The following is a 25,149-nucleotide window of genomic DNA, read 5'->3' on the forward strand; positions in this document are numbered from 1 at the left end:
GCCTTTATGGTGTCCAGATGACCGTCCCGGAGTCTGCGCGTCCGCTGGCGGGTGTGCGCATCGTCGAAATCTCCAGTTTCGTCGCAGTGCCCCTGGCGGGGATGACACTGACGCAGCTCGGGGCCGAGGTCATCAGGGTCGATCCGGTCGGCGGCGCCGCCGACTACCACCGCTGGCCGGTCACCGATGACGGCGAGAGCATTTACTGGGCCGGCCTCAACAAGGGCAAGCGGTCGGTCGCGGTCGACCTGAGGTCACCGGAGGGGCAGGATCTGGTCACCCGGCTGATCGTCGACGCCGGTGTCTTCATCACCAATGTTGCGGGCCGGCCATGGCACTCATACGAGAGCCTCTCCGCACTGCGGCCCGACCTGATCCACGCAGAAGTGTCCGGCCGGGCCGACGGCGGCACGGCCGTCGATTACACGGTCAACGCCGGGCTGGGCTTTCCACTGGTCACCGGTCCCTCCGAGCTGCAGACCCCGGTGAACCACGTGCTGGCGGCCTGGGACGTGTCTTGCGGCCTCTACCTGGCGCTGGCGGTGTCGGCGGCGCTGCGGCACCGCGACATCAGCGGCCAGGGGCAGCGGGTCAGCATTCCGTTGGAGAACGTCGCCCTGGCGACCGCAGGCAATCTGAGCTTCCTGACCGAGGTGATGGTCAACGGCGTGGGCCGCGAGCGCATCGGCAACTCGATCTTCGGGCAGTACGGCCAGCAGTTCGTCAGCTCCGACGGGGCCGCGTTCATGATCGTCGCGCTGACCGGTCGGCACTTCCGGGACCTCGTCGAGGTGACAGGTACGGCGAAAGCTGTTGCCGCGCTGTCAGAGTCACTCGGTGCGGACTTCGCCGACGAAGGACAGCGCTACCTCCACCGCGACGCGCTCACCGGCTTGTTCACCGTCTGGTTCTGCGCGCACACCGGCGAGCAGATCGCCGCGGCGCTGGGTGCGACGTCGATCCTGTGGGAGCGCTACCGCGACTTCAGCGAGGTGGCCGCGAGCCCCAAGGTGACCGACAACCCTCTGTTCACCGAACTCGACCAGCCCCGCATCGGTCGCTATCTGGCACCGGGACTGCCGCTGCGGATCGACGGTGAATACCCGCCCGCGCAGCCGGCGCCGGCGCTCGGCGACGACACCACCGCGGTGTTGACCGAACTGCTCGGACTCACCGAGGCCCACGTCGCCCGGCTGACAGAAGCGGGGACCGTGGCATGACCGTGCTGCCCGATCTGTTGAGGGTGTCGCCTGGAGACGGGGCCGACGCCTGGGTCGGCGAGGCCGGGGGACCGGACGGCAAGCGCGCCTTCGGTGGCCTGCTCATGGCGCAGAGCCTGTCCGCGGCGTGCCGGACCGTGACTGCGGCGATGCGCCCGACCGCCATGCACCTGCAATACCTGCGCGGCGGAGAGGCCGGCCAAGCCACCGACTACGCGGTGACGCGGGTGTACGACGGACGGACCGCGGCGGCGCGGCGGGTCGAAGCCTGCCAGGCCGGGCGGCTGCTGACTGTCGCGACGGTGTCCTTCTCGGTGGACCTGGCGGGTCCCGAGCACGATGAATCATGTTCGCTGCCAGAGGATCCCGAGCTGTTGCCGGTGACCGGCCCGCCGGGACCGGCACCCGCTGTGCCGCTCGACGAGATCGACATCCGGATCGTCGACGACCGGTCTTCGGGCGAATTCGTCCGACGGATGTGGTGGCGCGCCACGGTGCCCATGCCGGCAGAACAGTTGCCGCACATGATGATTGCCTGCTACGTGACGGATCTTTACGGTATCGACCCGGCACTCCAGGTGCACGGACATTCCATGCAGGCGCGCACCCACCGCAGTGGGACCACCGATTTCTCGATCTGGTTCCACCACCCGATCCGGGCAGATCGGTGGAACCTGCTGGAATCGCGTTCCCCGGCCGCGGGCCGGGGACGTGGCGTGATCACCGGCAGTCTGGTCGATGCGGCCGGGACCCGCGTCGCGACGCTGGTGCAGGAAGGCTTGATCGCGGACCGGTAGTACCGTCGTCGGCAGGCCGCTGAGGGCACCTCGAAGGAGAACGATGAACGGCGCACAGGCACTGATCCGCACACTGGTCGACGCCGGTGTCGACGTCTGCTTCGGTAATCCCGGCACCAGCGAGATGCATTTCGTCGCAGCACTCGATGCGGTGCCCGAGATGCGCGGCGTGCTCTGCCTTTTCGAGGGTGTGGTCACCGGGGCCGCCGATGGCTATGCCCGCATGGCCGAGAAGCCCGCGGCGACCCTGTTGCACCTGGGACCCGGCCTGGGCAACGGTATCGCCAATCTGCACAACGCCCGTCGGGCCTACTCGCCGATGGTCAACGTCGTCGGCGATCACGCGCTCAACCACAAGAAGTACGACGCACCACTGGAATCCGACATCGACGCGATGGCGGGCACCGTGTCCGGATGGGTACGCCGATGCGAGAAATTGGCCGACATCGCCGGCGACGCAGTGGCCGCGATCGAAGCCGCGCAGCAAGGACAGGTAGCCACCCTGATCCTGCCGGCCGACGTCTCGTGGACCGAAGGCGCCGAACCGGCGGCGGGGGAGCCGGTTGCGGGTGCGGCGCCGTTCGACTATCGCGCCGGTGTCGACCCGGATGAACACGAACTGCTCGACGCCGGTGTCGAGGCCTTCGGAGCCGGCACCGTGATGCTGCTGGGCAGCGCGGCATGCCGCGACCGCGGCCTTCGCGCGGCGAGTCGGATCGCCCAGGCCACCGGGACAAAGGTGTTGATCGAGACGTTCCCGGCCAGGCTCGAACGCGGCGCCGGCCGGCCCAACTTCGAACGACTGGCGTATCTCGCCGAAGCCGCCCAGTTTCAGCTGACCGGCGCCGAGCACCTGGTGCTGGCCGGTGCCCGGTCCCCGGTGTCGTTCTTCGCCTACCCCGGCAAGGCGAGTGACCTGGTGCCCGGTGGCTGTCAGGTGCACACCGTGAGTGGAGACGTCGTCGCGCGTCTGGAAGAACTCGCCGATGCGGTCGCAGCGGATACCGCGCCGCTGCTGACCGAGCTGAAAACTCCGGAGCTGCCGGCAGATTCGGCGCTGACGACGCAGAACTGGGTCGACGTGGTGGCTGCGACGCTGCCGACCGACGCGATCGTGGTGGACGAGTCCAACACCAGCGGATTCCTCCTGCCCCAGGCCACGATGAGCGCGCCGCGGCACGACCTGCTCACCCTGACCGGCGGGGCCATCGGCTTCGGATTGCCGAATGCGGTCGGCGCCGCGGTGGCCCGTCCGGATCGTCCGGTGCTGTGTCTGCAGGCCGATGGCAGTGCCATGTACACGATTTCGGCGTTGTGGACCATGGCGCACGAGCAGCTCGACGTGGTGACGGTGCTCCTCAACAATGCCGCCTACGCCATCCTGCGGATGGAGCTGCAGCGCGTCGGGGCGGAAGCGAGCGGGCCGAAAGCCGCGGCGATGCTGGACCTTTCGGGCCCGACGACGGATTTCGCGGCATTGGCGGCGGCCATGGGGGTGCCCTCGGCCAAGGCGACGACCACCGCGGAATTGGCTGAGCTACTGCGCGTCGGCTATGCCACCCCGGGGCCGTACCTCATCGACGCCGCGGTGCCGGCTCTGTTGTAGGTCAGTAGCCACTGAGCAGCGTGCGCAGCCGGCCCAGTTCGAGTGGGCCGACGGCACTGCGGATTCGTCCCGGGTCGGCGGGCCGACGTCCCCACAGGAGCAGCACCCGCGTCGCCGCATCGGTCTCGATGGTCGCCGCTCCCTCGGGCGGGGCCAGCGTGATCGCGGTGTTCTCGGCGTCGGCGGTAATCACGACGTCGTCGTCGCCGGACACTCGGACTCGTGCCTCGATCCGTTCCCCGTCGTGCAGCGCCAGGCTCTCGCGTCCGCGCCGCAACAAGGGCACGCCGACGGCGCGGACGCTGTGGTCTGTCATCCATTGCTCGGCCAGCCGGCTTCGCGCGGCTGCGTCGTCGCCCGTGATGTCCCAGCTGTGCAGGACCAGTTCTTCGCGCATGTGCTCGGCGAACCACGGTGCCTTCATGGTGCGGCCGGTCCAGGCAACATCGGTGTCAGCGGGCAGCTCGTCAGCGGCGGCAACGACTCTGCCGAGGTGCGCCACGCGTTCGTTGAACGCCGCCCATAGCTCGGCATCGTTCATCGCCCGGTACGGCCGCTCACGCTCCTCGAACCTGCGGGTGTCGACGGGTTCACCGGTGAGGTGCCCCTCAAGCACGCGGGCGAGTTCTTCGGCGTTGCCGGTCTGGTGGATGACGATGTCGCGCACGGTCCAGGCCTCGCACCAGGTGCCGGTCTGCGGGTTGCGTCGTTGTACGGCCTCGGCGAATGGTGCGAATTCGGGGAGGCGGTCGATGTCGACGGTGTCCATACGTCATCGGTACCCCGCAATCGGTTCGGTGAACGCCGAACTTGGGGCCGGTACGCAAAAAAATTCGGGGCCCCCTTGTGAGAGGCCCCGAATTTCTCTGATGGTCAGCGGCTTTGGTGCACGCTGTTGTCGACCTGCGGCGCTTCGGCGCGCGGGTGGATGTCGTTGACCCAGTCGTGGTGCGAGTAGTCCGCCGATGCCGGCGCGGCCAAACCCAAGACGGCTGCTGCCAATCCATTTGCCACCAGTGCGGCGATTCCGAGCTTCTTCATTGTCCCCAACTCCTTGTATCCGAAGCTTTGATGCTCGGTTCAACGGGACAGGCGCTCGGGGTATTTCTGCAGATGGGGCGTTGGCAGCAATTGATCGTCCTCCGGCAGTAATCAGTCTTTGCGGGCACGAAGCCGACTGGGGCAGAGCCGTTCGGGCAGAGGTCAGTTCAGGTCACGGCCCGTCAGCGCCACACTGAGGTCCCAGAGGTGGGCTGCGTTGTCGTGGTCCACCGCGTAGAACTTCACCCCGGTGCCATCCGCGCCGGCCGGGCCCGCGACGTCGCAATCCTCGAGGTACAGACCACCGCGGGTTGCCAGCTGCGGGCTGGTCGCCGCCCATAGACCTGTTGCGGCGCCCTGGGACACGGTCTTGAACGTCGGGTCTGCGGCTTTGCCCTGCTCGTCAATCCAGCCGCGATCGATCATTTCGGCTGACTCGAGGTGTCTTTGCAACGGAGTGAGGATGGAACCAGGATGCAGAGAAAATGCGCGCACGCCCGTGCCCGTCGCGAGCGAGTCCAGGTGCAAAGCGAACAAGATGTTGGCCGTTTTCGCCTGACCGTAGGCCTCCCACTTGTCATAGCCGGTGGTGAAATGCGGATCATCCCAACGGATGTCCGAAATATGGTGCCCAGCGGACGAATACGCGATCATCCGGGCGTTGCCACCTACCAAGGCGGGCCACAGGTCAGCGACGAACGTGAAGTGGCCGAGGTGGTTGACGGCGAATTGGCTCTCCCAACCCGGACCTACCCGCTGCAGCGGAGTGGCCATGATGCCGGCAGCGCCGATGAACAGGTCGATCTCGGGCCACGCGTCGCGGATGCGCTGCGCGCACGCGGACACCGAATCGAGGTCGGCAAGGTCGGCGTGGAGCACCGTGACGGAGTCGCCGAGATGGTCGAGAGCGCGGCCGGCGACATCGACACGGCGGGCGGGGACAATGACGTGCGCACCTGCGTGTGCCAGATGGTAGGTGGTCTCCAGGCCCAAGCCTGAATAGCCGCCCGTGACGACGGCCACAGTGTTGGCGAGGTCCACGCCGCCCATGACGTCCTGACTGCTCGAGTGAGGCCCGAACCCCGAGGCGATGGGGTGCTGTGTGGTGGTTTCGGTCATGCCGCCACGCTAGGATCTAGAGTGTCCTCTAGGTCAACCCGCGGGGATGAATGCTCTTATGACACAAACTTTTACGATCGGGCACGTAGCAAAATGCACGGGCCTGAGCGTCCACACCCTCAGGTTCTACGAACGCGAGAACCTACTGGTCAGTGAAGTCACAAGGAACAGCTCCGGCCGCCGCCGCTACACCCAGACCGACATCGAATGGCTGGCGATCTGCGTCCGACTGCGCGAGTCGGGAATGCCGTTGGCCCAACTTGCCGAATTCGCCGCCCTGGTACGGCAGGGGCCAGGTAACGAAGCCCAACGCCTGGAGCTCCTCCGTAAACACGAAGCGCATGTCCGAGCGCAACTGGCCAGCCTCCAGCACTGCCTTGACGTCATCGAAACGAAAGTGGCGATCTACCAGACGCAAGTCGAAGATTCCTCGGCACACGGGCTCTGGGACCCCACCGCTGCCCAGCGCTGACCCACCCCAGCGAATGGCCCGTCCTGTGGATGAATCGCGCACTGTGCATAACTGACTCCCTGGCGCCGGATCCGGTGGTCTTCGCCGCCTGATCTGTCGGTGGCACCGGCCACGGTGGCGGCATGAACACACCACCACGCATGACCCGGGCCGAGATCGGAGCGCTCGGCGAACAACTTGCGGTCGACCACCTGATCTCGCTGGGGATGACGGTCCTGGCCCGTAACTGGCGCTGCCGGTGGGGTGAACTCGACGTCATCGCCACCGAAAGGGACCACTGTGCCGTGGTTTTCGTCGAGGTGAAGACCCGCACCACCAACGAGTTCGGCGGTATCGAGGAAGCGGTGACGCCCGAGAAGGCCCGTCGGTTGCGGCGGCTGGCGAGTGTCTGGCTCGCCGAGCAGGACTCCCGCTGGTCCGCCGTTCGGATCGATGTGGTCGGCGTGCGCCTCGGTGGCCGACAGCCCGAACTGGTGCACCTCAAAGGTATCGGCTGATGGCGTTGGGACGGGCCTACTCGGTGGCCATCCGCGGCCTGGATGGGGTCATGGTCGAGATCGAGGCGGACATCACCTCGGGGCTGCCGGGAGTGCATCTGGTCGGCCTGCCCGACGCGGCACTGCAGGAATCGCGAGATCGGGTCCGGGCCGCGATCACCAACTGTGGCAACAGCTGGCCGATGTCACGGCTCACTCTCGGGCTGTCGCCGGCCACCCTGCCGAAAGGTGGATCGATGTACGACCTGGCCATCGCTTGTTCGGTTCTGTCGGCGCATCTGAAGACGCACTGGGGACGGCTGGAAAAGACGGTCCTGCTGGGCGAGCTGGCGCTCGACGGCCGGGTGCGCCCGGTCAAGGGCGTGCTGCCTGCCGTCATGGCCGCCAAGCGCGAGGGCTGGCCGTCGGTGGTGGTGCCTGCGGAGAATCTGGCCGAGGCCAGTCTGGTCGACGGCATCGAGGTGTGGGGCGTCCGCACGCTCGGTCAGCTGCAGGCGTGGCTCAACGGGAAGGCCGCTCTGGACGAGCGCGTTGACACTGCGGCGCCGGCCACCGCCGACAGCGTCGATCTCGCCGACGTGGTCGGTCAGACCCAAGCCCGATGGGCAGTGGAGATCGCTGCTGCGGGCGCCCATCATCTGATGCTCACCGGGCCGCCAGGCATCGGGAAGACGATGTTGGCGCAACGGCTGCCGGGATTGTTGCCCGACCTGACCGACGACGAGGCGCTGGAGGTCACCGCCATCCACTCGGTGGTGGGTCTGCTCACGGGCGACACGCCGCTGATCACCCGACCGCCGTTCGTGGCGCCACATCACACCTCGACTGTCTCGGCGTTGGTCGGCGGTGGCTCGGGGATGGCGCGGCCCGGTGCGATCAGCCGGTCACACCGCGGCGTGCTGTTCCTCGACGAGTGCGCCGAGATCGGGGTCAGTGTGCTCGAGGCATTACGAACCCCGTTGGAGGAAGGCCAGATTCGGTTGGCCCGTCGTGACGGCGTGGCGTGCTATCCGGCTCGGTTCCAGCTCGTTTTGGCCGCAAATCCCTGCCCGTGCGCCCCACCGAATCCGAGGGACTGCGTCTGTCCGTCGGCTGACCGTCGCCGGTATCTGGGCAAGTTGTCGGGCCCATTGATGGACCGGGTCGACCTGCGCGTCGATATGCATCCGGTACTCGCGGGGGCCTTCGGCGATCACGCCGCCGAATCCACCAGCGCTGTCCGCGCCAGAGTCGCCACCGCCCGGGCCGCCGCCGCCGAGCGGTGGCGGGAGGTCGGGGTCCGCACCAACGCAGAGGTGCCGGGGCCGGTGCTGCGCCGCAGATTTCGGCTGAGCCGGGATGCGATGGAGCCGCTGCGCAAGTCGCTCGATTCCGGGCGACTGAGTATCCGCGGCGTCGACCGCACGTTGCGCGTCGCGTGGTCTCTGGCCGACCTGAGGGGCCGAAATTCACCCAATCTCGAAGACGTCAGCACGGCGTTGAGTTTCCGTGAGGGAGATGTGCGATGAGTGACGACGATGTGGAACGACAGGCGTGGGCATACCTGTCGCGTGTGGTCGAGCCGCCGTGCCCGCGGCTGACCCAATTGGTGGCTGACCGGGGACCGGTCGAGGTGGCGGACATGATTCGCCGTGGTCAGGAGGACAAGGAACTGACCGGCAGTGTCGCCGCGCGCCGACAGGTCGACTGTGCGGCAAGGGATTTGGAGATTCTCGATCGCCGCGGTGGACGGCTGATCACTCCCGACGACGACGAGTGGCCGTACCTGTCATTCGTTGCGTTCGCGAACAAGGCGGTGAGGGAGCGATCGTCGGGTTATCCGCCGATGGTGCTGTGGGCACTCGGCCCGGCCCGGCTCGATGACATCGCCGAGCGCGCCGCCGCGGTCGTGGGCACCAGGGCCTGCACGTCGTACGGCGAACATGTCGCTGCCGAGATCACGGCGGGCCTCGTCGAACGTGATGCCGCAGTGGTGTCCGGCGGTGCTTATGGCATCGACGGGGCAGCCCACCGCGCGGCGCTGGCGTCGGATGGCGTCACCATGGCGGTGCTCGCCGGGGGTATCGACGTGCCGTACCCATCTGGGCATTCCGCGCTGCTGCACCGGGTGGCTACTTCAGGGTTGTTGCTCAGCGAATATCCGCCGGGGGAGCGGCCGACACGGTACCGGTTCTTGACCCGAAACCGCTTGGCGGCGGCGCTTTCCGGGGCCACCGTGGTTGTGGAGGCGGGTTTGCGCAGTGGGGCGGCCAACACTGCGGCGTGGGCAGATGCGATGGGGCGCTGGGTGTGCGCGGTACCGGGACCGGTGACGTCGGCCGCGTCGGCGGGATGTCACGTCCTGCTCCGGAACGGACGCACCGCGCTGGTCGACCGGGCCGAACAGGTCGTCGAATTGATCGGGCGGATCGGTGAACTCGCCGACGAACCCGACCATCCGGTGACGCCGCTGGATGACCTGACCGCTGAACAGCTTCAGGTGTACGAGGCGCTGCCGGCCCGGGGCTTCCGCAGCCTGGATCAGATCTCCGTCGGCGCCGCGCTGCCGCCCGAACGGGTTCTCGGGCCGCTGGCGCTGCTGGAGATCAGCGGTCTGGTGGAGAAGCAGGACGGGCAGTGGCGGATCAGGCGGGCCGGTTGAGAATGCGCCTTTTGGCCACGTTCACGAAGGCAATGACGCTCGGATCACCTGAACCAGCTGCGCGGCAACGTGATCCAAGGGGGCGATACTGCGCTGCGCGCGACAGATCGCAACTGTGCCTTCGACGGACGCGACGATCAGGGTCGCGATCTGTTCGGCGGCGGTCGAATCCGCACCGGCGTTGCGCAGTGAGTCGGCCAACAGGGCCGTCCACCTCGCGAATGCCGCTGCCGCAGCGTCGCGAGGAGCCGCGTGGCCCTCGTCGAGGACGTCTTCGATCGACACTGCCAGTACCGGACAACCGGCGTGGAAGTCGCTGTCGACGACCACCTTTCGCCACATCGACAGGAAAGCCTGCAGACCTGCTTCCGGGCCTGCGGCCAGTTCCTTGGTGAGCACTTTCACGGTGAGGTCATCGGCCCATTGCACGGCGGCCGTCGCCAAGTCGTACTTACCGCCAGGGAAGTAGTGGTAAGTGGACCCGAGCGGGGCGTCGGTGTGCTTGGCGAGTTCGCGCACGCTGGTCGCGTTGAGTCCGCGACGGCTGATCATGTCCGCCGCGCCGGCGACCATCCGTTGTCTTCCGCGACTGTCCTCCGCCATGGACCCTCCTTGCTATGACGATCGCCATAGTCTACCGTTGCACGAAGTTATAACGATCGTTATAAGGAGGTTGACGTTGAACGTCGCAAGCCCACCACTGCCGGCTCACGTGGGCGTTGTCGTCGTCGGCGCAGGGTTGTCCGGAATCGGTGCCGGCTATCGGCTGCAGACCGAGTGCCCGAATCGCGACTACTTGATTCTGGAAGCACGCGACAGTGTGGGCGGCACGTGGGACCTGTTCCGGTACCCCGGAATCCGTTCGGATTCCGACATGTTCACCCTTGGCTACGCCTTCAAACCATGGAAAGACGCGAAGTCGATCGCCGACGGCGAGTCGATTCTGCGTTACATCCGTGAGACGGCGGCCGAGTTCGGCATCGACGATCACATCCGCTACAACACACGCGTCGTAGGGGCCGATTGGTCCAGCGCCGAGCATGTGTGGACGCTGACCGTTGAGCAGGCAGGTGAGCAGAGTTCGCTCACGTGTGACTTCCTGTACGTCTGTGCTGGGTACTACGACTACGCCGCAGGCCACGCGCCGTCATTTCCGGGCCAGGACGACTTTGCGGGCCGTATCCTGCATCCGCAGTTCTGGCCACACGACTTGGACTACAGCGGCAAGCGGATCGTCGTCATCGGCAGCGGTGCCACCGCGGTGACCCTAGTGCCGTCGATGGCCTCGCCGACCACGCATGTCACGATGCTGCAGCGCAGCCCCACCTGGATCAGCGCAGTCCCCAGCCGTGACGCGCGGGCTGATTGGCTGCGCGCCCGCCTTCCGGAACGTCTCGCGCATCGCCTGATCCGCGCCAAGAACGTCGCGTTCAACATCGGCTTCTATCAGTTCTGCCAGCGGCTGCCAGGGCGGGCACGCCGCCTCCTCACCGCCCAGACGACGCGGATCCTCGGCGATGAGCGTGCGGTCGCCGAACACTTCACCCCAACGTACAAACCGTGGGATCAGCGTCTGTGCGCTGCGCCGAGTGCAGACTTCTTCAAAGCGCTCAAAGCCGGCCACGCCGAGGTCGTCACCGACACCATTGACTCCTTTGTCGCCGAAGGAATTCGGTTGAGTTCGGGACGGGTATTGCCGGCCGACCTTGTCGTCACCGCTACAGGGCTGCAGATGCAGACCTTCGGCGGGATCGAGCCCACCTTGGACGGCAAGATCATCGACGTCGCCGACGAATTCGTCTGGAACGGCGCCATGGTCTCGGGTATCCCGAACTTCGCCTTCTGCATCGGCTACACCAACGCGTCATGGACGTTGCGTGCGGATCTGTCGTCCCGGTTGGTGTGCAGCGTCCTCAACTGGATGCGGGCCCGACGTGCACAGGTTGTCGTACCTCAGCCGAGACAAGGCATGGACCGACGAGATCTGTTCGGCCTGACCTCGGGCTACGTGCAGCGGTCAGTCGCCGCTTTCCCCAAGCAGGGCGACCGGTCCCCATGGCGTATCCACCAGAACTATCTGGTCGACTCGTGGTCGCTGCGGCGCAGTGATTTCAACGCGGGTTTGGTGCCCATGCCCGGGCCCGGCGGCCAGGACCGCAACATCCCTCCATCGCCGATCGCATCCAAAGGAGAAATCGCATGCCCATGATCCAATTGACCCTTCCCGCTGAGCTTCTCGATGATGTCACCCGTCGCCGCTTGCAGAAGACGCTCGCTGCCACGCTGCTGAAATGGGAGGGTGCCCCCGATACCGCCTTCTTCCGTGCGCAGGCGTGGTGCCGGATCGACGAAGTGCCCGGTGACAGCTTCCTCGCACTGGAGGACGACCTGCCGCGCGTCCGCGTCGACGTCACTGTTCCCGCAGGCGCACTTTCTCAACGTCGCAAGGACGGCCTGGTCAAAGAAGTAACCGAGCAGGTGCTCGACGCCGCGGGTTTCCCCGCTACCGAGGCATTGAGGGTCTGGGTGCTGATCCACGACCAGCCCGAGGGCACGTGGGGTGCCGGCGGCACCGTCATCCGATTCCAGGAGCTCAAGGCGAAGGCTCAGTCCAGCGCCGCGCAAGCATAAGCGCTGCCATCTCGGAAACCGCTTCCCACCAACGTAATACGGCTCATCGGCACACGCGCCGCTGACCGTGACCATGGCAAGGAGACCTTATGAGAAGTCTGATGTTCATCGAGCCCGGACGACTACGCTTCGACGACGTCGACGCCCCGACCCTCGTCGATCCCACCGATGCGCTGGTACGCCCTTTGGCCGCAACCACCTGCGACCTCGATCACCACGTCATCGCCGACAAGACCCCGTTCTCGGGAGCCGGACCCTTTCCGCTGGGTCACGAATGTGTCGGCACCGTTGTCGAGGTCGGTCCGGAATGCACCACCGTGGCTGTCGGAGACGTGGTCGGAGTGGCCTGGCATATCGCCTGCGGTACCTGCGCCCAATGCCTGCTGGGGCATCCCGCACGTTGTCTGGCCCACGGCGATGCCCAATACGGCCTGCCCATCAACGGTAGGTGGGGCGGAACGTTTTCCGAACTGATCCGGGTGCCCTTCGCGGACTACAACCTCGCGCTGCTGCCTGCGGGTGTCGACCCCATCCACCTGGCGTCGATCGGCGACAACCTTGCGCTGGGCTGGGAGACAGTCATGCCGACGATCTCCGGCGTTGACGACCCCCAAGTGGCGGTCTTCGGCGGCACCGGATCGATCGGACTGTATTGCGTCGACGTCGCGGTGCACTGCGCCGGCGCACGCACCGTTTACTACGACGACGACCCCACTCGCATGGCGGTCGCAAAGCAGCTCGGTGCCGAGGTCGCGGAAATCAACGGCAAGCGGGAGAAGAACTTTCACCTCGCGGTCGACGCGTCCTGCGATCCCGACCGACTGCGGAAGGCGTTGGTCTCGGTAATGCCCGAAGGGCACGTCAACAGCGTCGGAATCTACTTCGGTGACGTCACGCTGCCGTTGCTGCAGCTGTATCTACGCGGCGTGCACTTCCACAATGGCAAGGGCCACGCCCGGCCCAACATGACTCCCACGCTGGATGCTGTCGCCGCCGGCGTGCTGCACCCAGAACTGGTCACCAGTGGCGTCTATCAGTGGGATGAAATCCCGGAGGTGCTCACCTCAGCCAATGCAGGACACAAGCCCATTTTCGTACTCGATCGCTGACTCGGTACGGAACGGTGAGGAAGGCAACCATGCTTTTGACTATTCGCGCCCGGATGTTGGCGTACACCATCGCCTTGACCGCATCACCGGTGCAGTTCGGCGTGTGGATCATGGCTTTCTGGTTCACCAGCAACGGACCTGCGGCTTACCTCACCTGCACGTCAATGCTGTCCGAACCCATGAATGCTTGTACCACAACGGTATTCGGCATCATTCCGGTGACGGTGAACCTGTGCCACGCGCTGTGTCATTTCGTCACCGGGATCATCGGCCTGGCTGCGGTTCTTCGGCGCTCGTGGTCGATCGCCTACGTAATCGGGGGATTCCTCTACTACGTGGCTTGGGGCTTGGCGGGCCTTCTCGGTGACGGCGATGTTCGCCACCATCTGGGTGTCGACGTCTTCGGGAGCTGGGTCCACGTGGTTGAGGGACTGATTCTGATTCTTGTCTGGTCTTACGACCGCTTTTCGCCGGCAGCGGCCGAATCCGCGGGAGCTGCTGACACATTCACCGAGAGCGCGAGTCCTCGCTAGTGATGCGCCGGCGTGCCGATCAACGGCTTACCTCTCTGCTCGATGCCGACCTGCACCGCTTGCATCGTGCTGGGTGGTGTCCGCTGCCGCAACAGCTCACCGGTGTCGCCGATGGATTGGTGTTGAGTCCGGCCACCGCCGTGGCCCGGCTATGGCGGGGCAAGGTTTTCGACCTCGGGCCGGGCAACACCGTTTCGGGATTGAATCGAATTGGGCTGGGGAGTATCGAGCTCCGCTGCTACCGGTTCACGGCACGCACGAGCAGATCCTTGTTCGCCGAGCGCGACGTGCTGTTCCTTGACCACGACCGGCCAAATAATCCTTCGTATATCAGGCGATTTCATGATGAACTTGTGCAAATCGATGCGGAGCGGTTCCTGGCCACCTCGCACTATCGCGTGCGGGGGAGATGGCGGTTCTTGTGCTTCTTCGCGCTGCTGATTCCGGAAGTCTCCGGAACAGCGTGATGATTGATTTGCTGCATGCGCCTGTGGTGCCGCAGCGGGTCCCGAACTTCGACAGCCTGAAAGGTAGTGACCGGTGACCATGGGCCGTGCGTTCGCTCAAGTGGACGTGTTCTCGTCGCACCCACTCAAGGGCAACCCCGTGGCGGTCATCCTGGACGGCGAGGGCCTCAGCACTAATCAGATGCAGCAGCTGGCGCGCTGGACCAATCTGTCCGAGACGACATTTGTCCTGCGGGCGACGGATCCAGACGCGGACTACCGGCTGCGCATCTTCACCCCCGGTGGTGAACTTCCGTTCGCTGGGCACCCGACACTCGGCTCTGCCCATGCCTGGCTGGAAAATGGCGGCACCCCTGGTCGCGGGGATCGCGTTGTGCAGCAATGCCAGGCTGGGCTCGTCACGGTGCTGCGCGGTGAACGGATGCTGTCGTTCGCTGCTCCGCCGACGCTACGCACGGGTCCTATCGACGACTCCGAAGTCGATCTGATCGCCGCAGCGTTCAAGATCGACCGCGAGCGCATCATCGATCATCAGTGGGTCGACAACGGCCCGGGCTGGGCGGTGGTGCGCCTGTCGACGGCCCGAGAAGTCCTTGATCTCGAACCGGATCTGACGGTGATTCCGCAGTCCATGGTGGGCGCGATCGGCGCCTATCCGGAGGGCTCTGAGTATCAGTTCGAGATGCGCACTTTCGCGCCGAAAATCGGTGTTGCGGAGGACCCCGTGTGCGGCAGCATGAACGCCGGCGTGGGGCAGTGGTTGACGGCTGGTGGCACTGTCCCCGGGAGCTATCGGGTCTCACAGGGCGCGGCCCTCGGACGCGAAGGGTCGATCGAGATCACCGCGGACATCGAGGGGACCGTCTGGGTGGGCGGTGCCACCAGGACCATCATCCGTGGGGTTATCGCGCTGGACCAATAGTTGTGGGGTTGTTACGCAGGTGACGACTCGCTGTATGGCGACCATTAGAGGATCACCACTGATCGCAGGACCTCGCCGGTGTGCATTTTGTGGAAGGCGTCTTCGATCTGGTCGAGGCTGATGCGTTCGGTGACGAATTTGTCGAGTGGGAGGCGGCCTTGCAGGTAGAGGTTGATGAGGGTGGGGAAGTCGCGTTCGGGTAGGCAGTCGCCGTACCAGGATGATTTGAGGGCGCCGCCGTGGGAGAAGAAGTCGACCAGGGGCATTTCGAGGGTCATGTCGGGGGTGGGAACGCCGACGAGGACGACGGTTCCGGCGAGGTCGCGGGCGTAGAACGCTTGTTTCCAGGTTTCGGGGCGGCCGACGGCGTCGATGACGACGTCGGCGCCGTTGCCGTCGGTGAGGTCGGCGATGGTTTCGACGGGGTCGAGGTCGCGGGCGTTGATGGTGTGGGTGGCGCCGAATTCGCGGGCCCAGTGCAGTTTCTTGTTGTCGGTGTCGACGGCGATGATGCGTTTGGCGCCGACGAGTGCGGCGCCGGCGATGGCGGCATCACCCACACCGCCGCAGCCGATGACCGCGACGGTGTCGTCGCGGGTGATGTTGCCGGTGTTGATGGCGGCGCCGATGCCGGCCATCACGCCGCAGCCGAGCAGGCCGGCGACGGCGGGGTCGGCTTCGGGGTCGACTTTGGTGCATTGGCGTTCGTGGACGAGGGTTTTGTCGGCGAAGGCGCCGATGCCCAGGGCGGGGGTGAGTTCGGTGCCGTCGGTGAGGGTCATTTTTTGGGTGGCGTTGGAGGTGTCGAAGCACAGGTGGGGGCGGCCGCGTTTGCAGGCGCGGCATTCGCCGCAGACGGCGCGCCAGTTGAGGATGACGAAGTCGCCGGGGGCGACGTGGGTGACGCCGGTGCCGATGGATTCGACGGTGCCGGCGGCTTCGTGGCCGAGCAGGAAGGGGTATTGGTCGTTGATGCCGCCCTCGCGGTAGGTGAGGTCGGTGTGGCATACGCCGCAGGCGATGATGTCGACGACGACTTCACCTGGGCCGGGGTCGGGGATGACGATGTCGACCAGCTCGATGGGCTGTTTCTTGGTCCGGGAGATCACACCACGCACTGTCCGACTCATCTCAGGGTGCCTCGCTGAGCGCAGCGACTGGGCACGCATCGACGGCCGCGCGAACCGCTGTTTCGATTCCGGTCGGAACCTCTCGCCCCTCGAAGTGGTACTGCAGATTTCCCTCGTCATCGAGTTCGAAGGCATCGGGTGCTTGGGCGACGCACACGGCGTGGCCCTCGCAGCGGTTGTAGTCGACGTTTGCTTTCATGGCTGTCCTAACTGGTGCTGGCGAGTTCGAGGGGGAGTCGCTCGAAGCGTCGAGTTGTGGTGATGGCGGCGCGGCGCCGAGGCAGTTCGCTGTCCCGGTAACGCGCGCTAAGCGGCAATCAGCTTGAGAGGCAGGCGTTCATGGCGGCGGATGATGTTGTTGACCGCCCAGACCGGCGTACCGGTCAGCTCGATCCGTTCCACGCGATCGAGCAGCGCCCGCAGCATCGCCGTTGTTTCCAAGCGCGCCAGCCCTTGCCCGGCGCAAGCATGGGCACCGTGTCCGAAACCGACGTGCCGGCCGGCGTCTCGTCGGATGTCGAACGCAGTGGGGTTTTCCCACTCGCGTTCGTCGCGGTTGGCGGAGGCATAGATCACCAGCACCCGTGCGCCCGAGGGGATTCGCACTCCTGCGATTTCGGCCTGCTGCGCCGTGCACCGCGCAAAGGCGCGCAGCGGGGGCTCGTAGCGGACGATCTCATTGACGGCGTTTGCCATGAGGCCGGGGTCGTTCTTGAGCAGTTGCCACTGGTCGGGGTGGCCGGCGAAGAGATGCAATGCGTTCGCGATAGCGCTCATCGTGGTATCGATCGACGGGGCGATGTAGTCGACGAGTAATGGCGCGCATTCGTGTTGCGCCAGTTGGCCTTCGTCTGCGGCGGCGAGTAGCTCAGCTGCCATGCTGCCCTCGAGGACGTTACGCTCGCGAACCACGCGCCGGGCGAAGCGCAGCATGAGCACAGTGTTGGGTACTGCTTTGATCGCCTGCCAGTTGAGTGGGCCGAGTACATCGAATGTTGCTCCAGCCCAAGCAACCAGGTGGTCGCGCTGATCGCGCGGCCAACCGATGAGGTCGGGCACGACGGCCAAAGGTAGCGCGGCCGCGAGGTCGCTGACACCGTCGATATCGCCCTTGCCGAGCGCGGCGTCGACGACGCTGCGCGCTGTGTGATCGACGGTGTCACTGATGGTGCGCAGGGCACGCGGCAGCATGCGGTGTGCGACGCGCTTGCGGCGTTGTTCGTGCTCGGCACCGTCGCTGTTGAGCGTGGTGCCGTGCGACATCCGGTTGGTGATCGGATTGAGTGACACACCATGACCCGACAGAAAAGTCTTGTCGTCGCGTAGCACCGATTTGCACTCGGCGTAACGCGGCAGCGCATATGTCCGTTGCTTCGCCAGCCAGACCACCGGACCGAGGTCACGCATTCTCTGGTAGTGGGGGTAGGGGTCGATGATGGCGTCGACAGAATAGATGTCGGGCTCGTATGTGGGCAGGCCGGCGGGTGGACGTCGCATTGATGTTCCTTTCGTGACTTTGGCGGCGGACGGTCGCGCGGAGCGCGTCCTAACTGGTCTGGAAGGGCGGCTGAACGCTGTGTGCCCGAGCGGACAACGTGACACCCGGTATGGCCGCGCACATTTGCCACGCGTCGCGGCCCGCGCACATCACCGTTCGATCTGGTCTGACGACGGCAGCGGTGGCGCGGCCGCGACGTAACCACCGCTCCAATTGGCTGCCGGGTTCGGCGACATGTACGACGACGCCGTGGTCTTGGAGCATGGCGAGTTGAAACGCCAGTGGACGCGTCGTGGTGACGAGCGCAAAGCTGTTGCCCAGCAACGAGTCCAGGCGCCGGCCGTCGGACAGGATCGGGTTGGGGCAGAGGGTTCCGGCAAGGTGTCGGGGTGACCGGCGTTTGATGACCAATGCCGACTCGTGCAGCCCGGGGGTGGTGCCGTTGGCGAGCTTGTCGCGAAGGCCGGGTATCCACCGCAGCCGAGGTGCGACAGTGCGCCGCACCGCGTTTCCGACGTGACCGCCGGCGGTCATCGCCCACCCCATCGCCAACGCCAGGCGGATCATGCTGCGCGCATGGGGTTTCCGTTCCTGTTCGTAGGTTTTCAGCAAGGCCTCGGGTAGTTCTCCGTTGATCACGCCGGCGACTTTCCACGCCAGGTTCATCGCGTCACGTAGGCCCGCGCCCATCCCTTGCCCGATGAACGGCGGCGTGAGGTGGGCGGCGTCGCCAAGGAGGAAGACGTGGCGGTCCTGCCATTTGTCGGCGAGTTGTGCCCGGAAGGTGTACTCGGTGACCCGTACCAGGTCGAGGTTGTCGTCGGCCACCTCGCCGATCCACGGGACAATCAGGGGCCGAAGCGTTTTCAGCGTGCCGAAGTCGGCTGCGGTTTCCGACGCCAGCAACCGGAATTCCCAGCGATATCGGTTGGGGCCGATGCGCATGTACGTCGCGGCCCGAACGGGGTCGCATACCTGGTGCACGCCATCCCACTGATCGAGCTGGGCCTCGGTGACCACGTCGGCCACCAGCCAGCGCTGCTCGAAGCGCAGGTCGTCCATGGCTGCACCGATGGCGGCCCGCACGATGCTGTTGGCTCCGTCGCAGCCCAACACGTAGCCGGTTTCGACAACGTGTTCCGTAGCGGTGGCTCGGTCGGAGTAGGTCACCCGGACCAGCCCGGGCTCGCGCTGAGTGACGGCGGTGACCTCCACGTTCCCGCGCAGTTGCACATTCGGGCGCTTGGCCAGGTTCGCGCGCAGCAGACCTTCCAATTCGGGTTGGTCGAACATGTTGGCCTGGGGGAAGCCGTGCCTGCTGCGGGCGGGGTCGCGGTCGAATTGGGCCAACGTGTGGTGGTGCTGGTCGAGCAACCGCAACCCGAGCGCCGGCCGGGAAATCGTGGCGAACTCTTCGGCCACGCCGATGCGGGCGAGGATGCGGTGGATCTCGTCATCCAGATGCACCGCGCGTGGCTGGGGATAGACCGATTCCCAGCGGTCGAGAACCAGCGTCGGCACGCCGTGGTCGGCGAGCAACGTCGCGGCGGTGACACCGGTCGGCCCCGCGCCGACGACGACGATGGGCGCGAATTTGACTACAGGGTCAGGCATCTCACTCCTCGTCCAGCAGCCGCCACGTGAGGGCGTAACGGCCCAGGATTGCCTCGACCGGGGCACGATCGGAACCAGCCGCGACACGTACCGTGACGACCGTCGCTGAGTCCTCGGTATCGGCGGTCACGTCGCGCACGCCGTCGACATCTGCGACGGCGTCGCTGATCGCGCGGCGGGCAGCATCGGCACGCAGCGGCAATTTGAACGGCTTGCCAACGGCGGTGACCGGGATGGTGTCGATCACGATCACCGCTCGCGGCGTGGCCGCGCTCTCGGCGACGTGCTCAACAGCCCACTGCCGCAATGTCTCCGGAGTCTCGACAGCGTCCGGTCGCAACGTCACATAGGCGACCGGTACCTCACCGGCGTGCACGTCGGGCCGACCCACGGCGGCGACACCGGTGACGTCCGGGTGGGCCAGCAGCGCGTCTTCGATCATCGCTGGATCGATGTTGTGTCCGCCGCGGATGATCAGGTCTTTGGCGCGTCCGCACAGGTGCACGAAGCCGTCGTCGTCGATCCAGGCGAGGTCGCCGGTGTCCAGCCAGCCGTCGACGAGTTTCCCGTTGCCGTTCAGGACGAAGCCGCGGGCGTCGCGGCCGGTGACGTAGCCAGGGAAGACGGTCGGGCCACCGACTGCCAAGGTGCCGATCTCGCCGGGCGGTAGCTCGTGCCAGTTGCCGTCATCGTCGATGCGGACCGTCTTGAGCTGCTGGTAGGGGAGTCTCTGTCCCGCGGACCCGGTTCGGGGGTGGTCGGGAAAGCCGCGCGCGCTCGCACAGGTCGCCTCGGTCAAGCCGTAGCCCTCCAGTAGGGGGACGGCGGTGTGCGATTCGAAACCACTGCGCACCGCGGCCGGCAGTGCGGAGGCGCCGACGATCGCCATCCGCATGCAGGAGATGTCGGCGTCGACAGGGATCTGGCTGAGCACGGCGTAGACAGTCGGTACCGCGCTCATGGCGGAAACTCGGTAGCGCTCAACGATTTTCCAGAAGTTGCCGTACAACGTCATATCGCGGTAGCCGAGCGGGCCGGCCCACAGCACCTGCTGTCCGCGCAGCAGCGGAGCCAGCAGAGTCACCATGAGCGCGTTCACATGGAAGAGCGGCAGGGCCGCGAACAACACCGACGTTTCATCGAGCAACGTGTTCGCCGCGATCATCCAGGCATCGGCCACTTCATTGGCGTGGGTGTGCGCCGCCAGTTTCGGCGCGCCGGTGGTACCGCCGGTGTGAAACAGCGCTGCCAGATCGGTGGATCGTGGAGTGGTGCCATGAAATCGACTGCCGTCGTGGGTGGCGGCACATCGGCTCAGGTACTCGACCCTCGCTCCCGCCACCGCGGGGACGTCGATCGGATCGGCGCCGGTCGGTCCGATCAGCAGGACAGCATCGATCAGGCCGTCGCCGATGAGACGCTCGGCGACCGCCCAGGCCCCGGGATCGAGTCGAGCGTCCGCGGTGATGAGGATCCGGGCGCCCGATCGCCGCACCAGTTCACTGACATGCCCCGGCGAGAGCGCACCATTGATGGGCGCGGCGATACCGGCGAGCTGCGCTGCCAGTGTCGCGGTGATCAGCTCGTCGCAGTTCGGCGCGATCAAGGCAACGGCGTCATTACGCTGAATACCCAAGTCGTGCAGCAGGTTGGCGGCTCGAGTCACGTCGCTCAGCAGCTGCCCGAACGTGCGGCTGACGGCGTCTTCCCACCCTTGGCCGTCGGGTAGCACCCGGATGGCGACCCGGTCCGGCCACATCTCTGCGGCGCGCGTCAGTGCCGCATAGGTCGAGGCCGGAAGCCCGCGATCGGACAGCGGGACAGCTTCGATCTCCGCCAGATCGCCGGGGCTGGAGTACCTGGGCCACAACGGATTCGCGCTCATGCGTACTTCACGATGTTGCGCTGCGCGCCGAGGTCGATTGCGCCGTCGTCGGTGGCGACGGTCGCCTCGACGACATCACCGTCGTGCAGATATTTCGGGTTGCGTGCCTGGCTCTTGAAGAATGCCTTCCATTTCACGGCGGGCGGCAGCAGCGACCCGATGAGTGCGACCGCCTTGGGAGGCGCGCTCAGGGCGGTGCCGACGGGCGTGCCGGTCAGGATGAGGTCGCCGGCGCGCAGATCCTGGAAGCGGGTCAGCGATTGAAGTGCCTGCAGTGGCGAGTAGATCATGTCGCCCGCGACGCGCATGTCTTGCCGCAGTTGGCCGTTCACGCGCAGCTGCAGACGCAGCTCGCCGAAGCGCTTGAGTTCGGCGGCGGTCAGCAGCACCAGGGCCGGACCGACGGGCGTGAAGGTGGGGTAGGACTTGGCTTCGTAGAACTGCGTCTGGGGCAATTGGATGTCGCGGGCGGACACGTCGTTGGTGACCACCAATCCGGCCACGTAGTCGGCGAGGTTGGCGTCGGTGACGGTGCTGCCCACCGGCATGTCCGTCCCGATGACCAAGCCGATCTCCACCTCGTAGTCCAGGAATCGCACATGGCTGGGTTTGACGATCGCATCGACCGGGCCGGTGATCGACGCGGACGACTTGCGGAAGAACGTCAGCGGGATGGCGGCCGGCTCCATGCCGGCGTCTCGGACGTGCGAGGCGTAGTTGGTCATCTGGGCCACGACCCGGCACGGCGCGGTCACCGGGGAGAGCAGATCGAGGCTGTCGACCGGCACGGTGATGGTGTCGCCCGCCGCGGCCTCGATGGCCGCGCGGTCCGCCAGGAGGTCGGCGGTGGTGGCGGCGTCGGTGGCGATCTTCGCCGCGCCGGTCGCGGTGTACACCCACCAGGCGTCGGCGGTGCGCAGAACGGAGATGGTCATGACTTGGCTGCTTTCAGTAGGCCGATGAGGCGGTGGACGTCGAATTCGTTGTTGCCGCGGAGCGCGGTGAGCAGTTCTCGTACCTCGCCGCGCGCGTGCCGCGGGCTGGTGCCCAGGAAGTCGGCGGTGGCGGGCGGTCCCCATTGCGCCAGACCGGATGCGGTGAACTCCGCCCATCCGGGTTCGAGCGTGCTGTCGAACATGTCACCGTCGGTGAAGTGTTCGACCATGAACCCGTCGGGGTCGCGCCAGTAGTCGAAGATCTGGCTGCCGAGGATATGCCGACCGATGCCCCAGGAACGTTGGTAGCCATGGTCTTTGAGATATTCACCGCCGGCGGCAAGGGCGTCGAGGTCGCTGACCTGATAGGCCGAGTGGACGTAGCGGTTCGCGGGACCGAGTGCGAGCGCCAGCGTGTGGTGGTCGGTCGGGATCGAGCCGCGGTCACAGCGAATGAAGCTCATGGTGGGGCCGCGTTCGCGCTGCCCCGGGAAGTACAGGAAGTCGCTGACGATCAGGCCGAGCGTATCGAGGTACCAGTCCAGTGCCGCACGGTATTTGGTCGTTTGCACGACGACGTGGCCGAGGCGCTGCACCGTCGTCGGGACCCGCGGCGGGCGCTGCGTCGTGTTGATCCGCTTGACCTGGTCGCCGACATTGAGGGGGTGGGGTGATTGCGACGGCAGCGGGCTCAGCGGATGGGTGCCGGACACCACGCGTACCGGGACACCGCCGGGGTCCGTCAACTGCACGCCCAGTCCGCCGATCGACTCTGGCAGCGGTGTGACCCGCGCGCCGGTCTTGTCGGCCAGCCGCACCAGATCTGCGTCGTCTCCGGCGGTGAACGCCATCCCGCGGAACCGGGTCTGCGGGCCCCGCCGGACGAGGACGCACGGCGCGTCGGGGTCGCTGCCGCGCAGGTGCAATTCGGTGGCGGTGCGTAGCGCGGTGCCGAAGCCGAATGCGTGGGCAAAGGCTTCGGCGCGCGACAGGTCGGGCTTGTCGAATTCCAGCCAGGCGACGTCGGTCACCTTGATCAGCGGATTGCGGGAGCGGCCCGGATGCTCGCCCGGGCGCGCGCCGTCGGCGCTGTGCAGGCCGTTGTGGGCGCCAATGGTGTTGCTGCTCATCGTGAATACTCCTTCTGCGACGATCGGATCGAGCTGCGGGCCACGCCCCGGACCCGGTCGATCACCTCGGATGCCTCGGCGGGCAGGCGGTTCCCGCGCCATGCCACGTGCTGATCGGGACGGATCAGCACCAGGTCGCGTTCGTAGAGGTTTCGGGCATGCGCGTCGCGGACGTCGACGACGGTCAGCGGGACGCCGCGATCGGCTGCCGCGGACGTCAGCTCTGTGACGTCGAGATCGGTGAAGCGCAGCAGCGTGAATCCCGGTCCGAACAGGTCGAAAAGGGCGGTTCCGTCCGGCAGGAAGACGCTGGGTGGCCGGGCTCCCGGCGCTGTGCTCGGGAGATACCGGTGCGCGGGGCCGGCCGGTTGAAGGACCGGTTCGGTACAGATGACCGGTGAGTTGTCGTAGCGGTAGCCGTATTCGATTCCGTCGGCCTCGTTTTCGAGATTGCCGAGATCGAGAATCTCGCGACCGAGGCGTGCGCGGTCGCGGTCGGACGCCCAACCTTGTCCGGAAAGCGATGCGCGGTTTGCCATTTGGATCGCCAGGCGCACCAGGGTGTGTCGTGCAGAGGCGTCTCGATTGGCGATTCCGACCGCGCGGCGTTCTGCCGCGTAGGCGCTGAGCAGACGCGGACCGCCCCAGCCATTGACGACCGCGGCCAACGTCCAGCCCAACCCGACGGCGTCACCGACGCCGGTGTTCATGCCATAGCCGCCGTTCGGCACCACCTGGTGGGCCGAGTCGCCGGCCAACCAAACCCGGCCGTGCCCGTACGAGTCGGCAAGCGAGAGCCGGGGCCGCCACTCATTGGCAACGACGATGTCGCAATCGAATTCGACTCCCAGCCGGGCGAACAGGAACTGCTTCGGATCGATCTCCCCGGTCTTGACGCCCATGCCGATCAGCGTGTGCAACGTCCAGGTGTCGCGATCGTTCTGTGAGATCAGGGTCCAGCCTTCGGGGGACTGGGTGTGCCACGTGGTGCCGAATCGTTCCAGGATCTCGCGGGCCGTGGACGTGAAATGCACCATGTACACCCGGCCGTCCATCGGGGTCTGTCGCTGTTCCGCGAATGCCCGCACCGTTCCTGCGACCATCTTGCCCAACCCGATCTCGCGCGCGGCCAGGCGACGGATATCGATGTCGTGCAACGTAATCCCGAGTTCGCGCCGCACGATGCTGCCGGCTCCGTCGCAACCGGCAAGGTAGTCGGCCCGCACGGTGCGGGTCTCGCCGGTCGCGCTGCAGTTGATGACCGCATCGACGCCGTCGGCGTCCTGGTGAAAGGACTGCAGCGCCCATCCGTATCGGACGTCGACGCCCGTGCGCGTTTCCAGGATCTCCTTGAGTGCGGGTTCGAGGATTGCCTGCGAAACCCGCATCGGCGGTTCCAGTGTCATCGTGCCGTCGGTGCATCCGCGGACGGCGTCGCGGCGCCCGGTCACGCCGGGGTAGCTGAACCGCGCCAACTCCCACCCGTTCAGTTTGGTGACCCAAGCGACGTCGAACGGATTGTCCTCGGGCACAGCCACTTTGCGAAGGTCATCGGCGATGCCGAGTTGCCGGTACAGCTCCATGCTGCGGCCGTTGGTGATGTCCATCTTGGGGTGCGTCGTCGTCGACGGGTTGCGTTCGATGAGCAGTGCCTGCACACCCTGCCGCGCCAAGGTCAACGCCAGGGTGAGGCCGACCGGCCCGCCTCCGGCGATCAGCACCGGCACGCGGTCAGCCGACGAGGATTCGATCATCATTGATCCCTTCTGCCGTCAACAACTATGTTGTGAATTGAACAGAAGTGTTCAACGCAAGTCAAGGGTAATTCTGAACGCATCTGTTTAAAAATGCGGAGATGTGTGCAATCGATGTTGCTATTGTTGTGGATTGAACAGGTGATGC

Annotated in this window: 25 protein-coding genes; 13 read left to right on the top strand and 12 right to left on the bottom strand. The window is 66.1% G+C overall.

Going from position 1 to position 25,149, the window contains the following annotated elements; translation table 11 throughout:
• Positions 1-17 precede the first annotated feature (17 nt).
• Genes ACWW1C_RS10700 through ACWW1C_RS10710 form a run of 3 tightly spaced genes read left to right on the top strand, consistent with a single transcriptional unit; the run spans position 18 to position 3,623 of the window.
• Positions 18-1,220, top strand: coding sequence for a CoA transferase (locus ACWW1C_RS10700; protein ID WP_455983405.1), 1,203 nt, complete (start codon positions 18-20; stop codon positions 1,218-1,220).
• Complete coding sequence (locus ACWW1C_RS10705; RefSeq protein ID WP_455983406.1) at positions 1,217-2,017, top strand: acyl-CoA thioesterase; 801 nt, start codon at positions 1,217-1,219, stop codon at positions 2,015-2,017. The genes ACWW1C_RS10700 and ACWW1C_RS10705 overlap by 4 nt, the downstream gene beginning before the upstream one ends.
• A gap of 43 nt (positions 2,018-2,060) precedes the next feature.
• Positions 2,061-3,623, top strand: coding sequence for an acetolactate synthase large subunit (locus tag ACWW1C_RS10710; RefSeq protein ID WP_455983407.1), 1,563 nt, complete (start codon positions 2,061-2,063; stop codon positions 3,621-3,623).
• 1 nt (position 3,624) lies between these two features.
• Here the strand turns inward: ACWW1C_RS10710 and ACWW1C_RS10715 are convergent, their stop codons facing one another.
• From ACWW1C_RS10715 to ACWW1C_RS10725, 3 genes are all read right to left on the bottom strand, one after another.
• On the bottom strand, positions 3,625-4,392 hold the full coding sequence (locus tag ACWW1C_RS10715) for a maleylpyruvate isomerase N-terminal domain-containing protein (protein WP_455983408.1): 768 nt from the start codon (positions 4,390-4,392) through the stop codon (positions 3,625-3,627).
• Positions 4,393-4,496: 104 nt separating this feature from the next.
• Positions 4,497-4,664, bottom strand: a complete 168-nt coding sequence (locus ACWW1C_RS10720) for a hypothetical protein (RefSeq protein WP_165605545.1) — start codon at positions 4,662-4,664, stop codon at positions 4,497-4,499.
• 162 nt (positions 4,665-4,826) lie between these two features.
• Positions 4,827-5,783, bottom strand: coding sequence for an oxidoreductase (locus ACWW1C_RS10725; protein WP_455983409.1), 957 nt, complete (start codon positions 5,781-5,783; stop codon positions 4,827-4,829).
• A 58-nt stretch (positions 5,784-5,841) separates the two neighbouring features.
• On the opposite strand from ACWW1C_RS10725, the gene ACWW1C_RS10730 reads away from it, so the two are divergent.
• From ACWW1C_RS10730 to dprA, 4 genes are all read left to right on the top strand, one after another.
• Positions 5,842-6,255 (top strand): MerR family transcriptional regulator, encoded by a 414-nt coding sequence (locus ACWW1C_RS10730; protein ID WP_455983410.1) that lies wholly within the window; start codon positions 5,842-5,844, stop codon positions 6,253-6,255.
• A 140-nt stretch (positions 6,256-6,395) separates the two neighbouring features.
• Positions 6,396-6,752, top strand: a complete 357-nt coding sequence (locus ACWW1C_RS10735; RefSeq protein WP_455984229.1) for a YraN family protein — start codon at positions 6,396-6,398, stop codon at positions 6,750-6,752.
• The gene (locus ACWW1C_RS10740; protein ID WP_455983411.1) at positions 6,752-8,260 is read left to right on the top strand and encodes a YifB family Mg chelatase-like AAA ATPase; all 1,509 of its coding nucleotides are present in this window, start codon (positions 6,752-6,754) and stop codon (positions 8,258-8,260) included. The genes ACWW1C_RS10735 and ACWW1C_RS10740 overlap by 1 nt, the downstream gene beginning before the upstream one ends.
• Complete coding sequence (gene dprA, locus ACWW1C_RS10745; RefSeq protein WP_455983412.1) at positions 8,257-9,393, top strand: DNA-processing protein DprA; 1,137 nt, start codon at positions 8,257-8,259, stop codon at positions 9,391-9,393. Before ACWW1C_RS10740 ends, dprA begins: the two co-directional genes overlap by 4 nt.
• Positions 9,394-9,414: 21 nt before the next feature.
• Here the strand turns inward: dprA and ACWW1C_RS10750 are convergent, their stop codons facing one another.
• Positions 9,415-9,996, bottom strand: a complete 582-nt coding sequence (locus ACWW1C_RS10750; protein WP_455983413.1) for a TetR/AcrR family transcriptional regulator — start codon at positions 9,994-9,996, stop codon at positions 9,415-9,417.
• Positions 9,997-10,093: 97 nt separating this feature from the next.
• Between ACWW1C_RS10750 and ACWW1C_RS10755 the strand changes: the two genes are divergently transcribed.
• The 6 genes from ACWW1C_RS10755 (at position 10,094) to ACWW1C_RS10780 (ending at position 15,055) form a co-directional block, all read left to right on the top strand.
• Positions 10,094-11,602 (top strand): flavin-containing monooxygenase, encoded by a 1,509-nt coding sequence (locus ACWW1C_RS10755; protein ID WP_455984230.1) that lies wholly within the window; start codon positions 10,094-10,096, stop codon positions 11,600-11,602.
• Positions 11,593-12,024, top strand: a complete 432-nt coding sequence (locus ACWW1C_RS10760) for a tautomerase family protein (RefSeq protein ID WP_455983414.1) — start codon at positions 11,593-11,595, stop codon at positions 12,022-12,024. Before ACWW1C_RS10755 ends, ACWW1C_RS10760 begins: the two co-directional genes overlap by 10 nt.
• A gap of 89 nt (positions 12,025-12,113) precedes the next feature.
• The gene (locus ACWW1C_RS10765; protein ID WP_455983415.1) at positions 12,114-13,133 is read left to right on the top strand and encodes a zinc-dependent alcohol dehydrogenase; all 1,020 of its coding nucleotides are present in this window, start codon (positions 12,114-12,116) and stop codon (positions 13,131-13,133) included.
• A gap of 29 nt (positions 13,134-13,162) precedes the next feature.
• Positions 13,163-13,666, top strand: a complete 504-nt coding sequence (locus ACWW1C_RS10770) for a DUF4383 domain-containing protein (protein WP_455983416.1) — start codon at positions 13,163-13,165, stop codon at positions 13,664-13,666.
• A gap of 2 nt (positions 13,667-13,668) precedes the next feature.
• Positions 13,669-14,133: a hypothetical protein gene (locus ACWW1C_RS10775; RefSeq protein ID WP_455983417.1), complete on the top strand. Its 465-nt coding sequence runs from the start codon at positions 13,669-13,671 to the stop codon at positions 14,131-14,133.
• 79 nt (positions 14,134-14,212) lie between these two features.
• Positions 14,213-15,055, top strand: coding sequence for a PhzF family phenazine biosynthesis protein (locus ACWW1C_RS10780; RefSeq protein ID WP_455984231.1), 843 nt, complete (start codon positions 14,213-14,215; stop codon positions 15,053-15,055).
• Positions 15,056-15,099: 44 nt separating this feature from the next.
• Here the strand turns inward: ACWW1C_RS10780 and ACWW1C_RS10785 are convergent, their stop codons facing one another.
• From ACWW1C_RS10785 to ACWW1C_RS10820, 8 genes are all read right to left on the bottom strand, one after another.
• The gene (locus ACWW1C_RS10785) at positions 15,100-16,185 is read right to left on the bottom strand and encodes an S-(hydroxymethyl)mycothiol dehydrogenase (protein ID WP_455983418.1); all 1,086 of its coding nucleotides are present in this window, start codon (positions 16,183-16,185) and stop codon (positions 15,100-15,102) included.
• Between the two features lies 1 nt (position 16,186).
• Positions 16,187-16,384, bottom strand: a complete 198-nt coding sequence (locus ACWW1C_RS10790; RefSeq protein ID WP_455983419.1) for a ferredoxin — start codon at positions 16,382-16,384, stop codon at positions 16,187-16,189.
• Between the two features lie 107 nt (positions 16,385-16,491).
• Positions 16,492-17,682 (bottom strand): cytochrome P450, encoded by a 1,191-nt coding sequence (locus ACWW1C_RS10795; protein WP_455983420.1) that lies wholly within the window; start codon positions 17,680-17,682, stop codon positions 16,492-16,494.
• A gap of 49 nt (positions 17,683-17,731) precedes the next feature.
• Positions 17,732-19,297 (bottom strand): bifunctional 3-(3-hydroxy-phenyl)propionate/3-hydroxycinnamic acid hydroxylase MhpA, encoded by a 1,566-nt coding sequence (mhpA, locus tag ACWW1C_RS10800; RefSeq protein ID WP_455983421.1) that lies wholly within the window; start codon positions 19,295-19,297, stop codon positions 17,732-17,734.
• 1 nt (position 19,298) lies between these two features.
• Positions 19,299-21,182: an acyl-CoA synthetase gene (locus ACWW1C_RS10805; protein ID WP_455983422.1), complete on the bottom strand. Its 1,884-nt coding sequence runs from the start codon at positions 21,180-21,182 to the stop codon at positions 19,299-19,301.
• A complete protein-coding gene (locus ACWW1C_RS10810; protein ID WP_455983423.1) occupies positions 21,179-22,117 on the bottom strand; it encodes a fumarylacetoacetate hydrolase family protein in 939 nt (312 codons plus the stop codon). Before ACWW1C_RS10810 ends, ACWW1C_RS10805 begins: the two co-directional genes overlap by 4 nt.
• Entirely contained in the window at positions 22,114-23,247 is a 1,134-nt protein-coding gene (locus tag ACWW1C_RS10815; protein ID WP_455983424.1) for a VOC family protein, read from the bottom strand. Before ACWW1C_RS10815 ends, ACWW1C_RS10810 begins: the two co-directional genes overlap by 4 nt.
• The gene (locus ACWW1C_RS10820) at positions 23,244-25,001 is read right to left on the bottom strand and encodes an FAD-dependent monooxygenase (protein WP_455983425.1); all 1,758 of its coding nucleotides are present in this window, start codon (positions 24,999-25,001) and stop codon (positions 23,244-23,246) included. The genes ACWW1C_RS10815 and ACWW1C_RS10820 overlap by 4 nt, the downstream gene beginning before the upstream one ends.
• Positions 25,002-25,149 lie beyond the last annotated feature (148 nt).

It is taken from the genome of Mycobacterium sp. HM-7 (genome assembly GCF_053852335.1).

What these genes read in the sequence shown, in the direction of transcription:
- ACWW1C_RS10795 (WP_455983420.1), bottom strand. Translation starts at nt 17,682, where the DNA reads ATGCGACGTCCACCCGCCGGCCTGCCCACATACGAGCCCGACATCTAT.
- ACWW1C_RS10700 (WP_455983405.1), top strand. Translation starts at nt 18, where the DNA reads ATGACCGTCCCGGAGTCTGCGCGTCCGCTGGCGGGTGTGCGCATCGTC.
- ACWW1C_RS10770 (WP_455983416.1), top strand. Translation starts at nt 13,163, where the DNA reads ATGCTTTTGACTATTCGCGCCCGGATGTTGGCGTACACCATCGCCTTG.
- ACWW1C_RS10780 (WP_455984231.1), top strand. Translation starts at nt 14,213, where the DNA reads ATGGGCCGTGCGTTCGCTCAAGTGGACGTGTTCTCGTCGCACCCACTC.
- dprA (WP_455983412.1), top strand. Translation starts at nt 8,257, where the DNA reads ATGAGTGACGACGATGTGGAACGACAGGCGTGGGCATACCTGTCGCGT.
- ACWW1C_RS10730 (WP_455983410.1), top strand. Translation starts at nt 5,842, where the DNA reads ATGACACAAACTTTTACGATCGGGCACGTAGCAAAATGCACGGGCCTG.
- ACWW1C_RS10720 (WP_165605545.1), bottom strand. Translation starts at nt 4,664, where the DNA reads ATGAAGAAGCTCGGAATCGCCGCACTGGTGGCAAATGGATTGGCAGCA.
- ACWW1C_RS10815 (WP_455983424.1), bottom strand. Translation starts at nt 23,247, where the DNA reads ATGAGCAGCAACACCATTGGCGCCCACAACGGCCTGCACAGCGCCGAC.
- ACWW1C_RS10775 (WP_455983417.1), top strand. Translation starts at nt 13,669, where the DNA reads ATGCGCCGGCGTGCCGATCAACGGCTTACCTCTCTGCTCGATGCCGAC.
- ACWW1C_RS10785 (WP_455983418.1), bottom strand. Translation starts at nt 16,185, where the DNA reads ATGAGTCGGACAGTGCGTGGTGTGATCTCCCGGACCAAGAAACAGCCC.
- ACWW1C_RS10725 (WP_455983409.1), bottom strand. Translation starts at nt 5,783, where the DNA reads ATGACCGAAACCACCACACAGCACCCCATCGCCTCGGGGTTCGGGCCT.
- ACWW1C_RS10750 (WP_455983413.1), bottom strand. Translation starts at nt 9,996, where the DNA reads ATGGCGGAGGACAGTCGCGGAAGACAACGGATGGTCGCCGGCGCGGCG.
- ACWW1C_RS10765 (WP_455983415.1), top strand. Translation starts at nt 12,114, where the DNA reads ATGAGAAGTCTGATGTTCATCGAGCCCGGACGACTACGCTTCGACGAC.
- ACWW1C_RS10805 (WP_455983422.1), bottom strand. Translation starts at nt 21,182, where the DNA reads ATGAGCGCGAATCCGTTGTGGCCCAGGTACTCCAGCCCCGGCGATCTG.
- ACWW1C_RS10790 (WP_455983419.1), bottom strand. Translation starts at nt 16,384, where the DNA reads ATGAAAGCAAACGTCGACTACAACCGCTGCGAGGGCCACGCCGTGTGC.
- ACWW1C_RS10760 (WP_455983414.1), top strand. Translation starts at nt 11,593, where the DNA reads ATGCCCATGATCCAATTGACCCTTCCCGCTGAGCTTCTCGATGATGTC.
- ACWW1C_RS10705 (WP_455983406.1), top strand. Translation starts at nt 1,217, where the DNA reads ATGACCGTGCTGCCCGATCTGTTGAGGGTGTCGCCTGGAGACGGGGCC.
- ACWW1C_RS10820 (WP_455983425.1), bottom strand. Translation starts at nt 25,001, where the DNA reads ATGATCGAATCCTCGTCGGCTGACCGCGTGCCGGTGCTGATCGCCGGA.
- ACWW1C_RS10710 (WP_455983407.1), top strand. Translation starts at nt 2,061, where the DNA reads ATGAACGGCGCACAGGCACTGATCCGCACACTGGTCGACGCCGGTGTC.
- ACWW1C_RS10735 (WP_455984229.1), top strand. Translation starts at nt 6,396, where the DNA reads ATGACCCGGGCCGAGATCGGAGCGCTCGGCGAACAACTTGCGGTCGAC.
- mhpA (WP_455983421.1), bottom strand. Translation starts at nt 19,297, where the DNA reads ATGCCTGACCCTGTAGTCAAATTCGCGCCCATCGTCGTCGTCGGCGCG.
- ACWW1C_RS10810 (WP_455983423.1), bottom strand. Translation starts at nt 22,117, where the DNA reads ATGACCATCTCCGTTCTGCGCACCGCCGACGCCTGGTGGGTGTACACC.
- ACWW1C_RS10715 (WP_455983408.1), bottom strand. Translation starts at nt 4,392, where the DNA reads ATGGACACCGTCGACATCGACCGCCTCCCCGAATTCGCACCATTCGCC.
- ACWW1C_RS10740 (WP_455983411.1), top strand. Translation starts at nt 6,752, where the DNA reads ATGGCGTTGGGACGGGCCTACTCGGTGGCCATCCGCGGCCTGGATGGG.